Source organism: Chakrabartyella piscis (genome assembly GCA_030067835.1).
In the GTDB taxonomy this organism is placed as follows: Bacteria; Bacillota; Clostridia; order Lachnospirales; family Anaerotignaceae; genus Chakrabartyella; species Chakrabartyella piscis.
The window spans coordinates 643,542-659,485 of sequence record CP092441.1; the positions used below are offsets into that span (position 1 = coordinate 643,542).

Genomic DNA, 15,944 nt, shown 5'->3' on the forward strand with positions numbered 1-15,944 from the left:
AATTTTTATAATTGCCTAGTTATCCTATATGAATAAAGATGATTAAAAATGGAGTAGAATTTTGGTGAAATAGCGCAAATTAACTTTACATCAAACTTTAAAAGTGGTATTATATTAACAATTATATAGAAAAATATTTTCATGAAGTGTTTGACTTTGTTGATTATTTCAATGAATATTATAGATTTATTGTATCATTGCAAAGGGAAAAGCATATATAAATTAGAGTGGTTCGGGTAAGCGTGTGTGAAAGGGGTAAAATATATGTTAAAACGAATTGTTGCAACAACTGTGGGCTTGATAGCAATTGTGGCAATTGCATTTATATCTTTTGGGGTTTGGAAAACATCCAGTGAGCGTCCAACGTTTTATACCAGTGGGTATGTGTTACAAGGGGATAGTCTGGATGGAAGCAAGCAAATTGAGTTTCAGGAAGAAACGGTATTTGTCTCTTCGAAAGCAGGCGTTGTAACCTTTGATAATATATCAGGTGACACGAGTTCTGTGCCCACACAAAGTTTTGTCAACTTCAACGATGGAAATGTAATGTCATTTACAGATGGGGTTCTTGTGGATTTTGCGGATCTTTCCAATAATTTCATCAATAACTATCATATAGATGCAATGTTGCGTGTCAATGCAAATGGAGGACAATATACAACAGAAACCACTGCTGGCACAATGACTTTTGATGAAAACTTGTGGAAGCTTTCTGACCAAAAATATTTGATCCAATCTCCAACATTAAAGGTACATTTTTCAGACAGTGATGTACGTGAAGTTGCAGACTATGTACAAGTATCCGTTTCAGACGATGGCATTGTAAATGTTTTGACCACTGACAATGTTTGGGCAACCATTTCTGAAAGCTTTTATATTGAAACAGAAGGTGGTGTGCAAATCAATCCTGTAACACAACTCATTACAGATGGCAATTATACCATGTCCATGGCAAAACTTTCTGTAAATGCAGATGATGTCATCAAATTGACAGAAGATGAAACACGTAGACAAATTGTTCCAGAACTTACCTTTGAAGTCATCAATGGTGAAGATGGTGAATCTGGTGTTGCTGGTCAAGCTGGTATCGCTGGTGAAGATGGTGCTGCTGGTATTGATGGTGTCATTGGTGAGATTGGTCTTACTGGTGAAGCCGGTGAAGATGGTGACGAAGGTGATGAAGGGGAACAAGGTGAAGGTGGAGCAGTAGGGGAAACAGGTGCAACTGGTGAAAAAGGATCCAAGGGTTCAACAGGTGCCGATGGTTTGAGTGGCGATGATGGAGCAAAAGGTGTTTCTGGTGCGTCTGGTGCTGCTGGTGCCGATGCAACAGGTGATTCTTCTACAAATAGTGCTTTGCCAACCATGACCATTAAAAATTGGGCTTTGTCCTCAACTTCCATTGCGGGTACCATTGCAATTTCAGACGTGGCGGGATATTTCCAAGAAGAAACCCTTACATTATATAACTCTACATATCCAGCAACAGTTTCTGTATATAATTCATCAACTGGTGAAACCATAGACTGTTATGTTGCTACATATAATGAAACTACTGGCATATATTCTGTAGATACAAGTAGAAATGAAACCAACTTCAATGATGGGAATTCGTTGTATGACGAAGCGGAAATACACTTCATTTTGCCAGATGGGGAACAGCTTTCACCAAATACAAATTATCAATTGATTGTGGAAGCCTACTATATGATGAACTATGATGTATATTCCAGAAAATTCGTAGATGAAACCTTCTACACAGATTCTGCTGGTGTATATTTGACCAAAAAACTGGCAACTACCTCCACATTGGAATTGAATACCATCATATCCACTGCATATCAATCTTCTGTGGAACAGGTTGAGGTTGTGTTGTTGACAGCCAGCCAAATGAAGAATTACACATATTTATCCGACGATGGTTATACACAAAAATATGTTTTGGATTATGACAACTATAGAGCTACCTATTATTCCAGCGATTCTACTAATGGAACTATAGTAAACAGTGTTACTGTTTCAAAAGATAATACAATAGTTGGTTTTGAAGGTTTGACCAGCGATACAACATATTACGCAAAAATAGTTGTTACAATCAATGGTTTGAAAACCATGTCTGAACAAGAGCTTGAAGTGCAAACATTAAAAGTCAAACCAACATGGGATACCGATACAGACCCATATGCGTATTATAATCGTGTAACAGGTCAAGTGGATGTATATCGTCAATCGGTTACAGATGATGATGGTGCAGTTACAGAATATGTATATACTCCTTATCAATATGATACCAGTACAGGCAATTGGGTTGCCCTAACAAGCCACCAAAAAGTGATGCAGTCCTACACATCAGGGGCAGCAACCTTTACACTATCCGCTGGATATTATTACTACTTCAATGTAACAATGGTTACATATAATAATGAACAAACCATTGAATACAATTTAGGAGATACAGACGAGATTTATGTACAAGGTGGTTCTTTGCCTGGTTTGGAATTGGTGGCAGATGAAACGGGTAGTTTCTATGACACATACAATGGAACTCTTACAATCTTAAGTGATGCCAATACCACAATAGATATTGGAGTCAATGCATTGTTAAAGATTGAAATCAGAGGTGACTTGATTGGTTCAGAAACCTTGTCCTTTAGTACCGTTGGGGATACCAAAACAGACAGCAATGGCGTATATACAGCAACTTTGCTGGAAGACATTGCTGGAACAGCATATCATTTGGATTTGGACTTCCAAGATTTGTTGCAAAATACACAATATACCATCACAGTTACTGCATACATAGATTTTGATGCAGCTGCCGACGAATATGAATCTTTGAGCTATGAACTGGGTACTGTCAGCTTTAGAACCTATGACACACCAACAGCATATGTAACATGGACCACTTCAGATGATGCAAATGGTACATCTGTCATTAGTGAAAATATCAGTCTTTCACTGATGTCTTCAACCTTTACAGATGATGCAATTACCCATGCTTCAGATGAGCTTTTGGATGGGCAAGTAACAATAGAGTTGCAAAATGCAAGTACTTCCAAAGCACAAGGGACAGCAACCATAACAGGTAGTGATCTTGTAAGTCTATATTCTTCTTCTGGTTTGACATTAACAGAGGCAAGCTTTGGTAAAACAAGTATTGACACCAGTACAGACCTTGATATTGTTGTGACAGAGGTTGCTGATGGAACCATATTCAATCAAAATACACTTGGGTACTACAATACCTTTGATATTTTGAATAGCAGCAAAGATGTATCCTTTAACCAATCTTTGGCTTCTCTTGTAACTTCACCAGAAAAAGCCATTACAGCAACTGCCATTACAAAAGAAGTGGCAAGTAAATATGGTGTTGATCCAGATGATTATGAAGATTATCCAGATGATACAATTATAGGATATGAATTGACCTCTAATTTTGATAATTCAGATCGTATGGGCGAAACATTGACCTACTATGCTATGGATTATTCTCAATTCTACAATCTTGTTGTTGTTCCAAGCAGTTGTCCTGAATTTGATCTTTCAGATGCAGATTCTATGGAAGAATTGGGATTGGGAATTGTCAGCCAAGCAACAATAGACATTAGCAGTAGTGCAACAATCCCTACTGTTGCGATTATCTTTGGAAATGATCCAGATGATGCAGCAACGAAAGACTATGCAGGCGAAGCACAGTTTGCCCACATATCTTCCCAAGGACATTATGTGTATTATGCAGGGAATGAAAATTTGAGCAACTCAGGGGAATTGCTTACAGGTATGGAACGTGGATTCCGTTACTTATTTGCATACACTGCAAAGGTTGCAAATTCTGATGGTGGAGAATCCTATGATTATCCAATCGACAGAACAGACCAATATGAAATTTATAAAGATACATATGGTACTGGTTTGGGTGTAACAGGAGATATTGGTGCTACCAAAACCTATATGTTAAACTCAGGTGTTTTAGATGCACCATTGGTAGAACCACAAATTTATAGTTATGTGTATGATACAACAGACGTTTATGCAAGCACTTCAACTGTTGGGACCATTGATTTGCGATATGCCTATAGTGATGTGGATGATGTTGTAATCACAGATTCATCAGATGCAGATTATACCGTTATTTCCCATTCCTTGACTGGCATACAAGGCTTTAGTGGTGAACCAATAGGAACCAGTATTGAAAATAGTGCGACAGGAGCTTGGAATTCATTGAAACTACAGTATTCTGTTTCCTATCAAGGGGATAAATCTGTAGTATTAACACCAACTGTCAACTTCAATCTCTATAAGGTGGATTATACAAATGCAATCACCCATTTGACAGGGGAATCTGCAACAGAAACCTATTACCTTGCTAACATTCCAGTGGAATGGTATTGGACTGCTTCGGATCTTGGTACACCAACAATTTCAATGGATATAGACAACGAAGATAACAAGATTACGTTCTCCTTTGCAATTTATGCAGATTATTTGATTAGCAGGGCGTATGGTTTGGAATTGACAGTTAGTGCGGTTGATAAAACAAAACAGATAGAGGATGTAACGCTTTATGCAGGTATTTCACAAAGTAGTGATGGTAAATATTATGGACAAATTTCAACAGCTCTATTAAGCGATTTCATAGACGAACGAATCCAATACTCTGCAAAAGTTTTATATGATGATGGAACACAAGGCTGGAGCAATTTGGAAAGTGATTATTTTGCATTGCAACAAACGGTAACCAGTGGAGAATTTGCATTGGGGAATTATTCCGGTATTTCTTCCAATTCCTCTTCCGCAAGCTACAAATTGTTGCAACAAGCATATGAATCAAATGAATCCAGATATTTGACAACGGATGTTTTGGAAAATACCATTAATTTGTTTGACACAAACGGCAATGAAGATACTTTTGACACAGAATTTAAATTCTATGCCACAGAAGATGGAGCCAGTGATTCAGAAAAATGGTACTATCTAAGAGTTTATGAAGATGGTGTCAAAGATCGTGGTTCAACTTACTTCACAATGAAGGGTGTTGGCACCATTGACACAGCAGTAGATACAAATACGGCAACTGGTACCATAACAAGTATCACACCAACTATTGGGTATACCTCATCTCGTATTTACACATCCACATCAACAGGGTTTGTACTGAGAGATTTCACAGTTACAGCGTATGAGGATGTTTTTTATGAAAATGTATATGTGAATGTGTATTATGAAGATCCAAACAATATTGGAAGTCCAGATTATACCAATGAGTTGAAGCTTGAAAATGGATATAGCAACTTTGTAACCTTGAATGCATCTGGAAACTATGTTGCCGATTCTTTGACAAATGAAGGTACATTTGTATTTGATACATCTGAGTTATATGATACAAATCAAACCTTCTATATTGTGCTTTCGATGTCGGATGATGATGGAGCAACAACATACACTGTATTGAAAACTTCAGGGGAAAAGGCAGAATATTCCTTCTATCTTGCATCTCAATTTACCTTCTATCCAATAGTAGATGCGACAACAGGAAGTGAAATTCTATACAAGAATACAAGTTATTTTGATAAATACCTTTATTTCCAATATCAAGTGAGTAGGGATGATGAAGTGTATGTGACCTATGATATTGTAGACGCAAAAGGTGAGGTTGTGATTTCTCATGAGACAATGCAATCAGAAGGAATGTATACATCGAATATGGCATTTGATAATTTGCCAACTACCATAACAGGTAATATATTGTTGACACCAAGTGCAACAAGGGGTCTTTTGACAACAGGTGTAACCTACTCGGTAGTTGTTACAGCATATGACACAGGTACAGCACCAATTGGTACCTATGAATATGACTTTGTACTTCCAGTTGTAATTTCTACAGGTGCAACCATCAACATTACAGATGCGTCATATGATAACTTGACCTATCAAGTCACCATTACCGACACAGAATATGCTTTGATGGGTACACCAGCTACCAACCAAACCTCGGGCTTATATGCAGTTCGTTTTACAGATTCTGTTGGTAGACAAATATTTACAACCTATGATGATCAAGTATTCAATGCTGGGGTGCCAAGACAAAGCTTTACATTGTCAGATGACACTTTGGAAGGTTATGTAACGGATGCAAATTCAGGAACACAAACAAAGTATTCCTTGACTTCAGGAGAAACCTATTGGATCAATATTTATGCTGTTATTGATAGTAACTTTGATAGCTTAGGTCCAGATACAACCGTTGATGAAAATGAAGACTATTATCAAAAAGGGTATACAGATTTCTTTGGTGCAACAAATGGAGTGTATCCGTTTAATACCTATATAGATTATGCTTGGACGCAAAACTCTGGTCAAAGCAATTCTTATAAAACGACACAATCTCCTGCAATCGAAAAAGCATTCAATATTGAAACATTGGCACAAGAAACAATTGAATCTGGTGATTTGCTCATTAAAAATGCTTCGCTTGCACGTAATGGAACAGCATTTAGATTGACATTGTCAGAAAGTTTTGGTGTCATTTCCACGACAGATGAACAGGCATTTGATAAAATCCAATGGAGTGTATCAGGTAGTACATACGATGGAAAAACTGTGACACAAAATGGTATTTCCTATGATGGATCGGATACTATGTTTGTTGAATATACAACAACATCAGGCGCTACCACATACTATTATGACATTCCATATGAATTTGACACTGGTGAATACAAAATTACAATTCAGTTGTATCAAAATAATGTTTTGTACCAAGCGTATAGCTTTACAATGATTGAAGCGTAAAGGAGGGGATGTAATGAGACAAACAAGAAAATTTAGTGGCAATACAAAATTCATCTTCTCTATATTTGCAACAATTATACTTGTTATTACAGGTAGTATGGCTTTTGTGGCACAACAAGTAACTGCTAGTGGGGCGTGGGAAACTACGATCCCCGCTGCTAGTGTTGTTTTTGATAGCGTATATGTACCAATGCAAATTGCAGATGAAGCTGTGGTAACACGTGGATTCGATGGACAATATACGTTGGTGGAAGGTGAAAGTGAAGTCCCTTTGGGAAATCACACAATGGCATACACTGGAACTGGTGTTAGCGTCTTTGGTGGTGGATATCTCATTGATGCAGATGGAAGTGTTGTATCCATAGAAGATGGAACAGAAATCCCAAATAGTGCAGAAGGTGCATTTATCAAACTGGCGGATAGACGTTATATCATTATGGGAGATTCCATTACCGATTCCGAAAATATATTTACAACAGAGGATTATCTCTATATTGTGCTGGATATGGTGGGAAATGCACGTATGTATTCCAACACAATGAGCCTCAAAACCACACAACCAACAACCATTCAAACAGCATCTTTAGAGTTTGATATTGCAAATGAAATTTTGACATTAAATGGTGAGCAATATGATTCTTCTCGTTTGTTTGGTACAACAAATACATACGATTCAGGAATTTACAAAACCATAGAAGAATCCCAAACTCCAGACCTCATCAATACAGTCATCGAAGCAGGTGACGGTGGATCTGGTGGTGCTGGTGGTTCTGGTGGTGCTGGTGGTGACGGTGGCCAAGGTGGTATCGGTGGTACAGGTGGTATCGGTGGTACAGGTGGTATCGGTGGTACAGGTGGTATCGGTGGTATCGGTGGCGATGGTGGTACTGGTGGTACAGGTGGTACAGGTGGTACTGGCGGTACTGGTGGTACAGGTGGTACAGGTGGTACTGGTGGTACAGGTGGCTCTGGTGGCCAAGGTGGTACAGGTGGTACAGGTGGTACAGGTGGTTCCGGTGGTATTGGGGAATCTCAAGACACAGTAACCATTTTGCAACTCACAAGTTGTATTGCAACCACAACATCTGACATCGAAGTCAGCTACTATTTCGTGGATCCATTTGGTACTTTGGGAACAGTTTACTTAGAACTTCATAAAGTAGCAGAGTTGGATGCTCTTGGAATCACACTCAGTGATGCCTATAACCCTAGCGATGAAAACGCTGAGGCAGTCGAAACATATTGGGCGAACTATACAGGTAAAAACCGTGTATCCATAGATGTGTATAATGATACATATACCTTCTCTGGTCTTGAAAGTGATACAAAATATAGTGTTGTATTGGGTCATGCACTTGCTGCTGACGATGGTACAGGCAACTTGGTTTCTACAAAATACCTAGACCGTATTGTAACGGTAACAACCCTTGTTGCAGTCAATAAAATTTCTATGAACTATAGTTCTGATGAAAAAGTTGGTGTAACCTTGCAAATTGAAGATGCCAATATCACTGGAGGAACAGGTCTTTTGGCGCTATATAGTACAGAGGATGACGGAACGAAAAAGTTAGTTGCGGATTCTAAAAATTTGTCGGAAGAGGATTTTGAGCAGGCGGTGCAAACGGGATATACCTATGAATTTATTGTCAATGGTAGTTTGTCAGATTATGGTCAAATTCTAACCATAGAATTGCAAGATGCAAGCGCTGAAACATATCTATCGGCTTCTTATCTCAATAGCCAATATGATGGAGACTATAACTTAGCTTTGATTTCATCTGCAAGTCTGTATGAAACAACCAGCTCTTCAGGCGGTGGATCTGGTGGATCTGGTGGCGACACAGAAACAGAAGGTGAAACTGGCGGAACAGAAGGCGAAACTGGCGGAACAGAAGGCGAAACTGGTGGAACTGAAGGTGAAACTGGTGGAACAGAAGGCGAAACTGGCGGAACAGAAGGCGAAACTGGCGGAACAGAAGGCGAAACTGGCGGAACAGAAGGCGAAACTGGCGGAACAGAAGGCGAAACTGGCGGAACAGAAGGCGAAACTGGCGGAACAGAAGGCGAAACTGGCGGAACAGAAGGCGAAACTGGTGGAACAGAAGGCGAAACTGGCACAGGAACAGGTGGTTCAGGAAGTACAGACACAAGCGGTTCAGGAAGTACAGATACAAGTGGTTCAGGAAGCACAGATACAAGTGGTTCAGGAAGCACAGATACAAGTGGTTCAGGAAGTACAGATACAAGTGGTTCAGGAAGCACAGATACAAGTGGCTCAGGAAGTACAGACTCAAGTGGTTCAGGAAGCACAGATACAAGTGGTTCAGGAAGCACAGGAACAAGTGGTTCAGGAAGTACAGATACAAGTAGTTCAGGAAGTACAGATTCAAGTGGTTCAGGAAGCACAGGTGCAGAAAATGCTTAAAAACTAAATTTTGATTGTGGTTTTGTGACTTAATTGGTGCAAAGCCACAATCTAACTAGCATTGGAATCAAATTATATAGTAGACAGCGTTTGGAAAGGGAGAAAAAATGGATACTTTATATGTAGCAGTATTAGAAGCAATTGGCTGGATGCTAGGTTTGGCATTTTTGGGACTTGGTATTGGGCTAGGATTAATGGGTTCAAAGATTGCAGAAGCAGTTGGTAGAAATCCAGAAACAAAAAATGATGTTGTACATTCTGTAATAGTGGTTGCATTGGTATTGTCTTTGTTGCTTCTATTACTATTTGGTTTTGTATTTATATTGCTCTATTTCAATCCTATTTTAAACTTATAAGGGGTATCAGATTATGTTGTATGTAGGTGCAGCCATTATCATTGGATTACTTGTAGGTTTTGTTGCATTGGCTATTTTATGGCTTGCAAAGTCAGTGAATGAGAGTATCGGTAGGAAAACAATGAACCTAGTATCGGAATACGATCAATTGCTGGAGCAAAAAAGTAGAGAATTGTTAAAAAGTCAAGCAAGAGAATATACAAGTCAGAGAACAGAAACAACAAAAGAAATTGTGTTCAGCATGGGAACAGTTGAACAAGCACCAACAGGAATCATAAACGCTGCACAACGTATGAGCAATACGGTGTATCGTGACGCTTCTGTGGGAGAAATATATCGTAAAATTCATGAAGGGTTTGCTTGCAATACAAAGGAAATATTTGCAGATCTGGGTATCAAAGATGAAGTTGTGGAAGAAGGTCTTGCAACAAGGCTTTTGCAACACATCAGCTACAATCAAATATACGAACTTTGTACACTGCCAGGAAAGATGCAATACGAAGTATTGAAGGAAACAATACCAGAAGAATTTTTTGTTTTGCTCAAAGACTTTCAAAAAAATGATGACAATTTTGACAGTTTGGATTTCTATAATTATTTAAAAGAATTGGTGGAATTGGAACCGAAAAAAACAGTCATACATGTTGCAAAAGGAGCAAATACATCTGATTTTCCAAGTGGTATGGTGGTTGTAGAAGATTATGATATTTGTGAAGGTATACAAATAGAAAAAAGCAATACACTTTATGATTTTTGTATAAAAACAAGGGAGATTGGTTAAATGAATCATGCAATCAATACAGTAGACTCAGTGCTGAGTGAAAAAATTTCGGCGATAAAAAGTGGATTAAATGTGTATTCAACTGGAAGCGTTCGTTTGGTTCGTGAATATATCGTAGAAGCGACAGGACTTGAAAATGTTTCCTATTTTGAAAAAGTAATCATTGGTGAAGGCAGCGAAGGATATGTAGATGCTATTCGTCAAGATTGTATTTTGATTGCCTTGACACGCATAAAAGGTAAGTTACAAGTTGGCGATAAGGTGGTATCCACTGGCGAAGAATTTACAGCCAATTATTCCAGTCAGTCTGTTGGGCACATTGTCAATATGTTTGGCGAAGATTGCTTGGCGGGCAAAACAATGGAAAATTTACTGAATGTAAAAGTGGAAACAGAGGCAATCCCCATTATGGATCGTATTTCTGTAACACGCCCACTTTTGACAGGCATCACAGGTATCGATTTGATTTATCCAATTGGTCGTGGACAACGTCAATTGATCATTGGAGATAAAAAAACAGGCAAAACACAAATTGCATTGGATACCATTTATAACCAAAGAGATCAAGAAATCTTGTGTATCTATGTGGCAATTGGCAAAACAAAAAAAGAAGTAAAAGATATTTACAATCAACTTTTGCGACGTGGTGCAATGGAATATACCATCATTTTGGCAGCATTCAATGATGATCCAGCACCTGTGTTGCGAAACACACCTTATGCGGCACTTGCAATGGCAAGAACCCATTTGGAACAATCAGAAGATGTTTTGGTTGTCATTGATGACTTGAAACGTCATGCAGATGTTTGTCGTGAAATTGCACTTTTGATGGGCAAAACACCAGGTCGTGATGCATATCCACCAGATATCTTCTATGCACATTCCCGTGTATTGGAAATGGGTTGTCAACATAAAAATGGCGGTTCCATCACAATATTACCAATTTGTGAAACAAGAGGTGGAGATATCACAGATTATATTTCTACAAATATCATCTCCATTACAGATGGTCAAATTGTATTGTCTGCAAAAAGCTTTGAAAAAGGGCAAAAACCAGCCATCAATTACGGTTTGTCTGTATCACGTTTGGGCGGTGCAGTGCAAGAAGCTGCAATGAAACGTACAGGGCCACCTATTCGACGTGAACTTTTGGCATATTTGGAACAACGTGAAATTTTTGAACTTGCTAATATAGACGAAATGGGCGAATCCATGAAACGTTCTATGATACGAGGTGCTAGAATTTTGGATATGCTCAAACAACACAAATATGCAATTCGTACATCAAAAGAATCTTTGACTATGGTTCAAAATCTTGATAGGGGCGAATAATTTATGAATGTAAAAGCAGTTGTAAAGGTAATGAATTTCCATGCTCTTTTGCGAGTAGATGCCTCCAGACGATTGTCTGATATGTATAGTACTATGCAGGATGAGTTGGAAGCGATGATGAGCATTATTTTGAGCAATGACAATTTGAAATTGGACAAAACGCTGAAATTGCCAGATCCAAAATTGCCAGTTCTTCGTATTTATATTGCGTCAGATCTTGGTTTTTGCGGCGGTATCAACACTTCTATCACAGCTGAATTACAAAAAGATGGTGGTAGTGAAAAAATTGTATTGGGTAAAAAAATCAGAAAAAATAGGGAAGTAGCTTTGTATTTGACAATGGATGAATTTGAAAGTCAACAGGCTCTTGTGGAACAATATCTCAAACGTGCAGTCAAAGAGCGTAAATGGTCAGCAGTAGAGCTTGTATACAATCATTTTTACAATTTGAGTTCCATCAAGCCTATTGTGAAACGGATTTACCCAATCAATTTAGAAGATTTGGAAAATCAATCTGAAGAAGATGGACGTAAAGTCAAAAATCAGGTGGATTTTTTCATAGAAGGCGATGCAACAGATGTTTTGGAAAATATGATTATTTCTTTCTTGAACTATGAGTTTAAAATTGCGTTGGCAAGTGCGAAAGCATCAGAAAATGTAATGCGACAAAACGCAACATCTGAGTCACTGAAAAAATTAGATGAAATGGAAGAAGAAGAAATCAAATACAATCGTAAAATGAAAAATCAAAAAAGTTTCCAAAAAACAATTGATAGTTTTGTGAAACAAAAAAGTTTGAAATAGCCAACAATAAGAGGATAAAACTTTCTGCAGAAGCAGTGAATTGAGGTATGCAATGGGAATAGAATTAGCACAAAGTGAAAACGGTCGTCTTGGAAGAATCATTTCCGTTTCAAATTTAAGGGTCGATATTTTCTTAGAACATACCGACTTGGGCATTAGGGATATGGTTTATACAGATACGGACTTTGGACGTGTCTTATTTGAAGTGGCAGAAATCAATGGTTACGTTGCATCTGCTATTTGTTTTGGTTTGACAAATGGATTGAAACGTGGAATGGATATTTACAAAGCTGATGGTGGTATTAGCATAGCATATGATGATAGTATCTTGGGTCATGTATTCAACTCATATGGTCACACCATAGATAACACAGAAATGGGTCAAGTACCCACAAGAAATATATATGACAAATCTCTTGCAATGAATGAAATTATCATTGATGGAGATATTTTGTGGACAGGTATCAAAGTGTTGGACTTTTTTGCTCCTATGAGAAAAGGGTTCAAAATGGGACTTTTGGGTGGTGCTGGTGTTGGTAAAACAGTACTCATCAAAGAGTTGATTCATAACGTTTATCAAGGTTTGCAATCCAACTCTGTGTTCGTTGGCGTTGGGGAACGTAGCCGTGAAGGACGTGACCTTTATGATGAAATGAAAGAAGCGGATTTGCTGGATAAAATCGCCATGGCATTTGGCCAAATGGGTGACAACGCAATGAGTAGAAGTCGTGCAATGTATTCTGGTTTGACTTTGGCAGAATATCTTCGTGATGAGAAAAAACAAGATGTTTTGCTGTTTATTGATAACATTTATCGTATGGTGCAAGCAAATGCAGAAATTTCAAGTGAACTTGCTCATATGCCAATTGACAATGGGTATTCCCCTGCGTTGCTTACAGAAATCAGTGAAGTGGAAGAACGTATCAACTCTACAGAAGATGGTTCCATTACATCTTTCCAAGCGATCTTCATTCCTGCCGATGATTTGACCGATACAGCTGTACATTCCATATCTCAACATTTGGATGGTCAAGTGGTTTTGGATCGTAAAGTTGCTGAAAAAGGGTTGTATCCTGCCATCAATGTATTTGCGACAAATTCCAAAATCATTGATCCTGAAATTATTGGACAACGTCATTTCCAATTGGTGGAAGCAGCGCTTCGTTGTTTGTCACGTTATGAAGAATTGGAACAAATTGTTGCTGTATTGGGTATTGATGAATTGTCAGAGGATGATAGAAATACATTCTTCCGTGCAAGAAGACTTCGTAATTATTTTTCACAACCTATGTATGTTGCTGAGCAATATACAGGCATCAACGGTGAATTCGTTGAAATTGGTGATGTTTTAGATGACGTAAGTGCTATTTTGTCAGGTGAATGTGATGACGAAGATGAATCATCATTTGCGTATATCGGTGCATTTATGAAATATCAACGCAGATAAGGAGCAAATTTTATGAGAAAGAGGAAAGAACAATTCTCAACAGAATTTGAAGATACATATGCTGTACCCAAAATTCGTGCTCGTATCATTGATGGTACAAAAGGTTTGGATTTTTTGCCAGAGGTGTCAGCTGTTCGTATACGTGATCTGGATTATGGTCTATTGATTATGGAAGATTTTATGCCAAGTATAGGAAGCATAGAAGGATCAGTTGTGTTTGTGACACCTGATGGTGAGGTGCGTTATGACAATGTAAGAGGTTTTTATAAGCACCAACAAAATGAGTTTACATTTTTGATTGAATCCAAATTAGAAATGACAAAAACGGATGCGACAGAGCAAGAACAAGAGCATGAAAAAAAAGGAAAAGAAGGCAAAAGGAAACGATTTGGTAGAAAAAAAGATATGGAAAATGAATGAGTTGTGAATCCCGGTGTAAAGGTTAACACCTAGTGTGCAATCATAGAGGTTGTTGTACACTATAAACGTTGTGAGTGGGTGTGGTGGATTGGTACATTGGGATTTGCCACTGTTTTACTGAAAGATATGTGGTATGAAAATGTAATGGATAACGGTATAGATGACAATGAAAGATTTCCTAAGGTATGTAACTTTTTCTATACCAAGAAAATGTGTGTATCTCTTGATTGGTAGAGATAACGATGTATGGGATGCGAGGAGGAAGAAGAATGGGTGTGCAGGAATATATACTTCGCCTCATGGTTGCGTTACAACCTATGTTGGTGTGTATCATAGCAGTTGTCATAATCACTTGCTTATGTTTGCCCATACTTGTTGTGAAAAGTCGTGGCTTGTGGTTTGACAAAGCAAATTTCAAGTTCTTATCCCTTTTTTATAAAATGTCATTTTATGATTGTGTAAGACTTGCAAGTGCTTCTGTAAGATGTATTATGGTTGTTGTGTTTGTAATACAATTTGCAAAATTACAAGCAATACATTTGGTGTGTTTTGGTATGGTAGCTGTTTTATATGCTTTTGACAAAAGAGAAATGACAAGAACGCTTTCAAACATAATCTGGATTGTAGTGCAATTGGTATCATTGCTTTCATTAAATGTGGTTTGCGGATACATATTGGATATGAGCACAGGGGTTGCGTTTGTTGCGGTATACGTTGTATTAGGGATTTTTGTTACCCTTTTTGCAATTTATTTGTTTATTACAGAAATAAACGAGGTATCTATGGGAAGGAGAGCAAGAATTGAGATCAATGGCAATTAACGATAATGAAGAAAATAGAGAAAGAAAACGTCAAAAAAAAGGGTTTTTTAGAAGACTGAGCAAAAAAGAACGTGTTATTTTTGTGTTTCCAGCAGTGGCAGCGGTAATAGCGATTTGTGTTACAACATTCATCAATATGTCGGTAGAACGATATACTTTGCCATATGAAGGAATTCGATATTATGCAGGAAGTTCTTTTGCAATTGAAGCAGATAGTGTGTTGAAAAGAGCGGATAACAATACAACGGTAGTGGAACTACAAAATAGTGAATATGAATTAGACAGTTTGCCTATTTATTACAAGGATATCAATACAATTCTTTTGGCAAACAATATGGTGTATGTGGAACCAAGAATGAATGAAGTTTCAAGATTGGATTATTTTTCAGAGATTGAATTTACAAGCAATGGCTCAATCTATGCCACAAAAGGCAATGATGAAGTTTTTTTAAGAGGTGGATTTGCTTATGATGGAGAGGACATTTACGTCTTTTTTGAAGATGTTATCATAGAATACAATGGATATAAAATGGTTTTGCCAGCTATGTCATATGTAGAAGCTGTTTTTACAGGCGATGTTATGATTTATAATAGTGGAGCAGGCGAGCAGTATATGGAAGCGCCAAAAGGCGATGTTATCGTTACTTTGAGTGATTCAGAGACTAAATTATCTCTAATTGAAGATTCCATGTCAGCAGGAGATGGAACAAAACAACTTATCTTTACAAGACCCGATGTGCTAGATAGTATTTATTAACTACAATTG

Annotated in this window: 10 protein-coding genes; all 10 read left to right on the top strand. The window is 37.9% G+C overall.

Annotated elements, in window-relative coordinates; all coding sequences use genetic code 11:
- Positions 1-264: 264 nt before the first annotated feature.
- The 10 genes from MJY40_RS02840 to MJY40_RS02885 all read left to right on the top strand — a co-directional run bounded on the left by MJY40_RS02840 (position 265) and on the right by MJY40_RS02885 (position 15,935).
- Positions 265-6,792 carry a hypothetical protein gene (locus tag MJY40_RS02840; protein ID WP_317855569.1) on the top strand — a complete coding sequence of 2,176 codons (6,528 nt, stop codon included), beginning with the start codon at positions 265-267 and terminating at the stop codon, positions 6,790-6,792.
- 13 nt (positions 6,793-6,805) lie between these two features.
- A complete protein-coding gene (locus MJY40_RS02845) occupies positions 6,806-9,217 on the top strand; it encodes a hypothetical protein (RefSeq protein WP_317855570.1) in 2,412 nt (803 codons plus the stop codon).
- 107 nt (positions 9,218-9,324) lie between these two features.
- Positions 9,325-9,573, top strand: coding sequence for a hypothetical protein (locus MJY40_RS02850; RefSeq protein ID WP_317855571.1), 249 nt, complete (start codon positions 9,325-9,327; stop codon positions 9,571-9,573).
- A gap of 13 nt (positions 9,574-9,586) precedes the next feature.
- The gene (locus tag MJY40_RS02855) at positions 9,587-10,354 is read left to right on the top strand and encodes a hypothetical protein (protein WP_317855572.1); all 768 of its coding nucleotides are present in this window, start codon (positions 9,587-9,589) and stop codon (positions 10,352-10,354) included.
- Complete coding sequence (locus tag MJY40_RS02860) at positions 10,355-11,686, top strand: F0F1 ATP synthase subunit alpha (protein ID WP_317855573.1); 1,332 nt, start codon at positions 10,355-10,357, stop codon at positions 11,684-11,686. It begins immediately after the preceding gene.
- 3 nt (positions 11,687-11,689) lie between these two features.
- On the top strand, positions 11,690-12,490 hold the full coding sequence (locus MJY40_RS02865; protein ID WP_317855574.1) for a F0F1 ATP synthase subunit gamma: 801 nt from the start codon (positions 11,690-11,692) through the stop codon (positions 12,488-12,490).
- 52 nt (positions 12,491-12,542) lie between these two features.
- Complete coding sequence (gene atpD, locus MJY40_RS02870; protein ID WP_317855575.1) at positions 12,543-13,937, top strand: F0F1 ATP synthase subunit beta; 1,395 nt, start codon at positions 12,543-12,545, stop codon at positions 13,935-13,937.
- Between the two features lie 12 nt (positions 13,938-13,949).
- Complete coding sequence (locus tag MJY40_RS02875; RefSeq protein ID WP_317855576.1) at positions 13,950-14,357, top strand: hypothetical protein; 408 nt, start codon at positions 13,950-13,952, stop codon at positions 14,355-14,357.
- Positions 14,358-14,626: 269 nt separating this feature from the next.
- Positions 14,627-15,178 carry a hypothetical protein gene (locus tag MJY40_RS02880; protein ID WP_317855577.1) on the top strand — a complete coding sequence of 184 codons (552 nt, stop codon included), beginning with the start codon at positions 14,627-14,629 and terminating at the stop codon, positions 15,176-15,178.
- Entirely contained in the window at positions 15,159-15,935 is a 777-nt protein-coding gene (locus tag MJY40_RS02885) for a hypothetical protein (RefSeq protein ID WP_317855578.1), read from the top strand. The genes MJY40_RS02880 and MJY40_RS02885 overlap by 20 nt, the downstream gene beginning before the upstream one ends.
- Positions 15,936-15,944 lie beyond the last annotated feature (9 nt).

Excerpts from the sequence above, each read along its gene's own strand:
- MJY40_RS02840 (WP_317855569.1), top strand. The coding sequence starts at position 265 with ATGTTAAAACGAATTGTTGCAACAACTGTGGGCTTGATAGCAATTGTG.
- MJY40_RS02845 (WP_317855570.1), top strand. The coding sequence starts at position 6,806 with ATGAGACAAACAAGAAAATTTAGTGGCAATACAAAATTCATCTTCTCT.
- MJY40_RS02850 (WP_317855571.1), top strand. The coding sequence starts at position 9,325 with ATGGATACTTTATATGTAGCAGTATTAGAAGCAATTGGCTGGATGCTA.
- MJY40_RS02855 (WP_317855572.1), top strand. The coding sequence starts at position 9,587 with ATGTTGTATGTAGGTGCAGCCATTATCATTGGATTACTTGTAGGTTTT.
- MJY40_RS02860 (WP_317855573.1), top strand. The coding sequence starts at position 10,355 with ATGAATCATGCAATCAATACAGTAGACTCAGTGCTGAGTGAAAAAATT.
- MJY40_RS02865 (WP_317855574.1), top strand. The coding sequence starts at position 11,690 with ATGAATGTAAAAGCAGTTGTAAAGGTAATGAATTTCCATGCTCTTTTG.
- atpD (WP_317855575.1), top strand. The coding sequence starts at position 12,543 with ATGGGAATAGAATTAGCACAAAGTGAAAACGGTCGTCTTGGAAGAATC.
- MJY40_RS02875 (WP_317855576.1), top strand. The coding sequence starts at position 13,950 with ATGAGAAAGAGGAAAGAACAATTCTCAACAGAATTTGAAGATACATAT.
- MJY40_RS02880 (WP_317855577.1), top strand. The coding sequence starts at position 14,627 with ATGGGTGTGCAGGAATATATACTTCGCCTCATGGTTGCGTTACAACCT.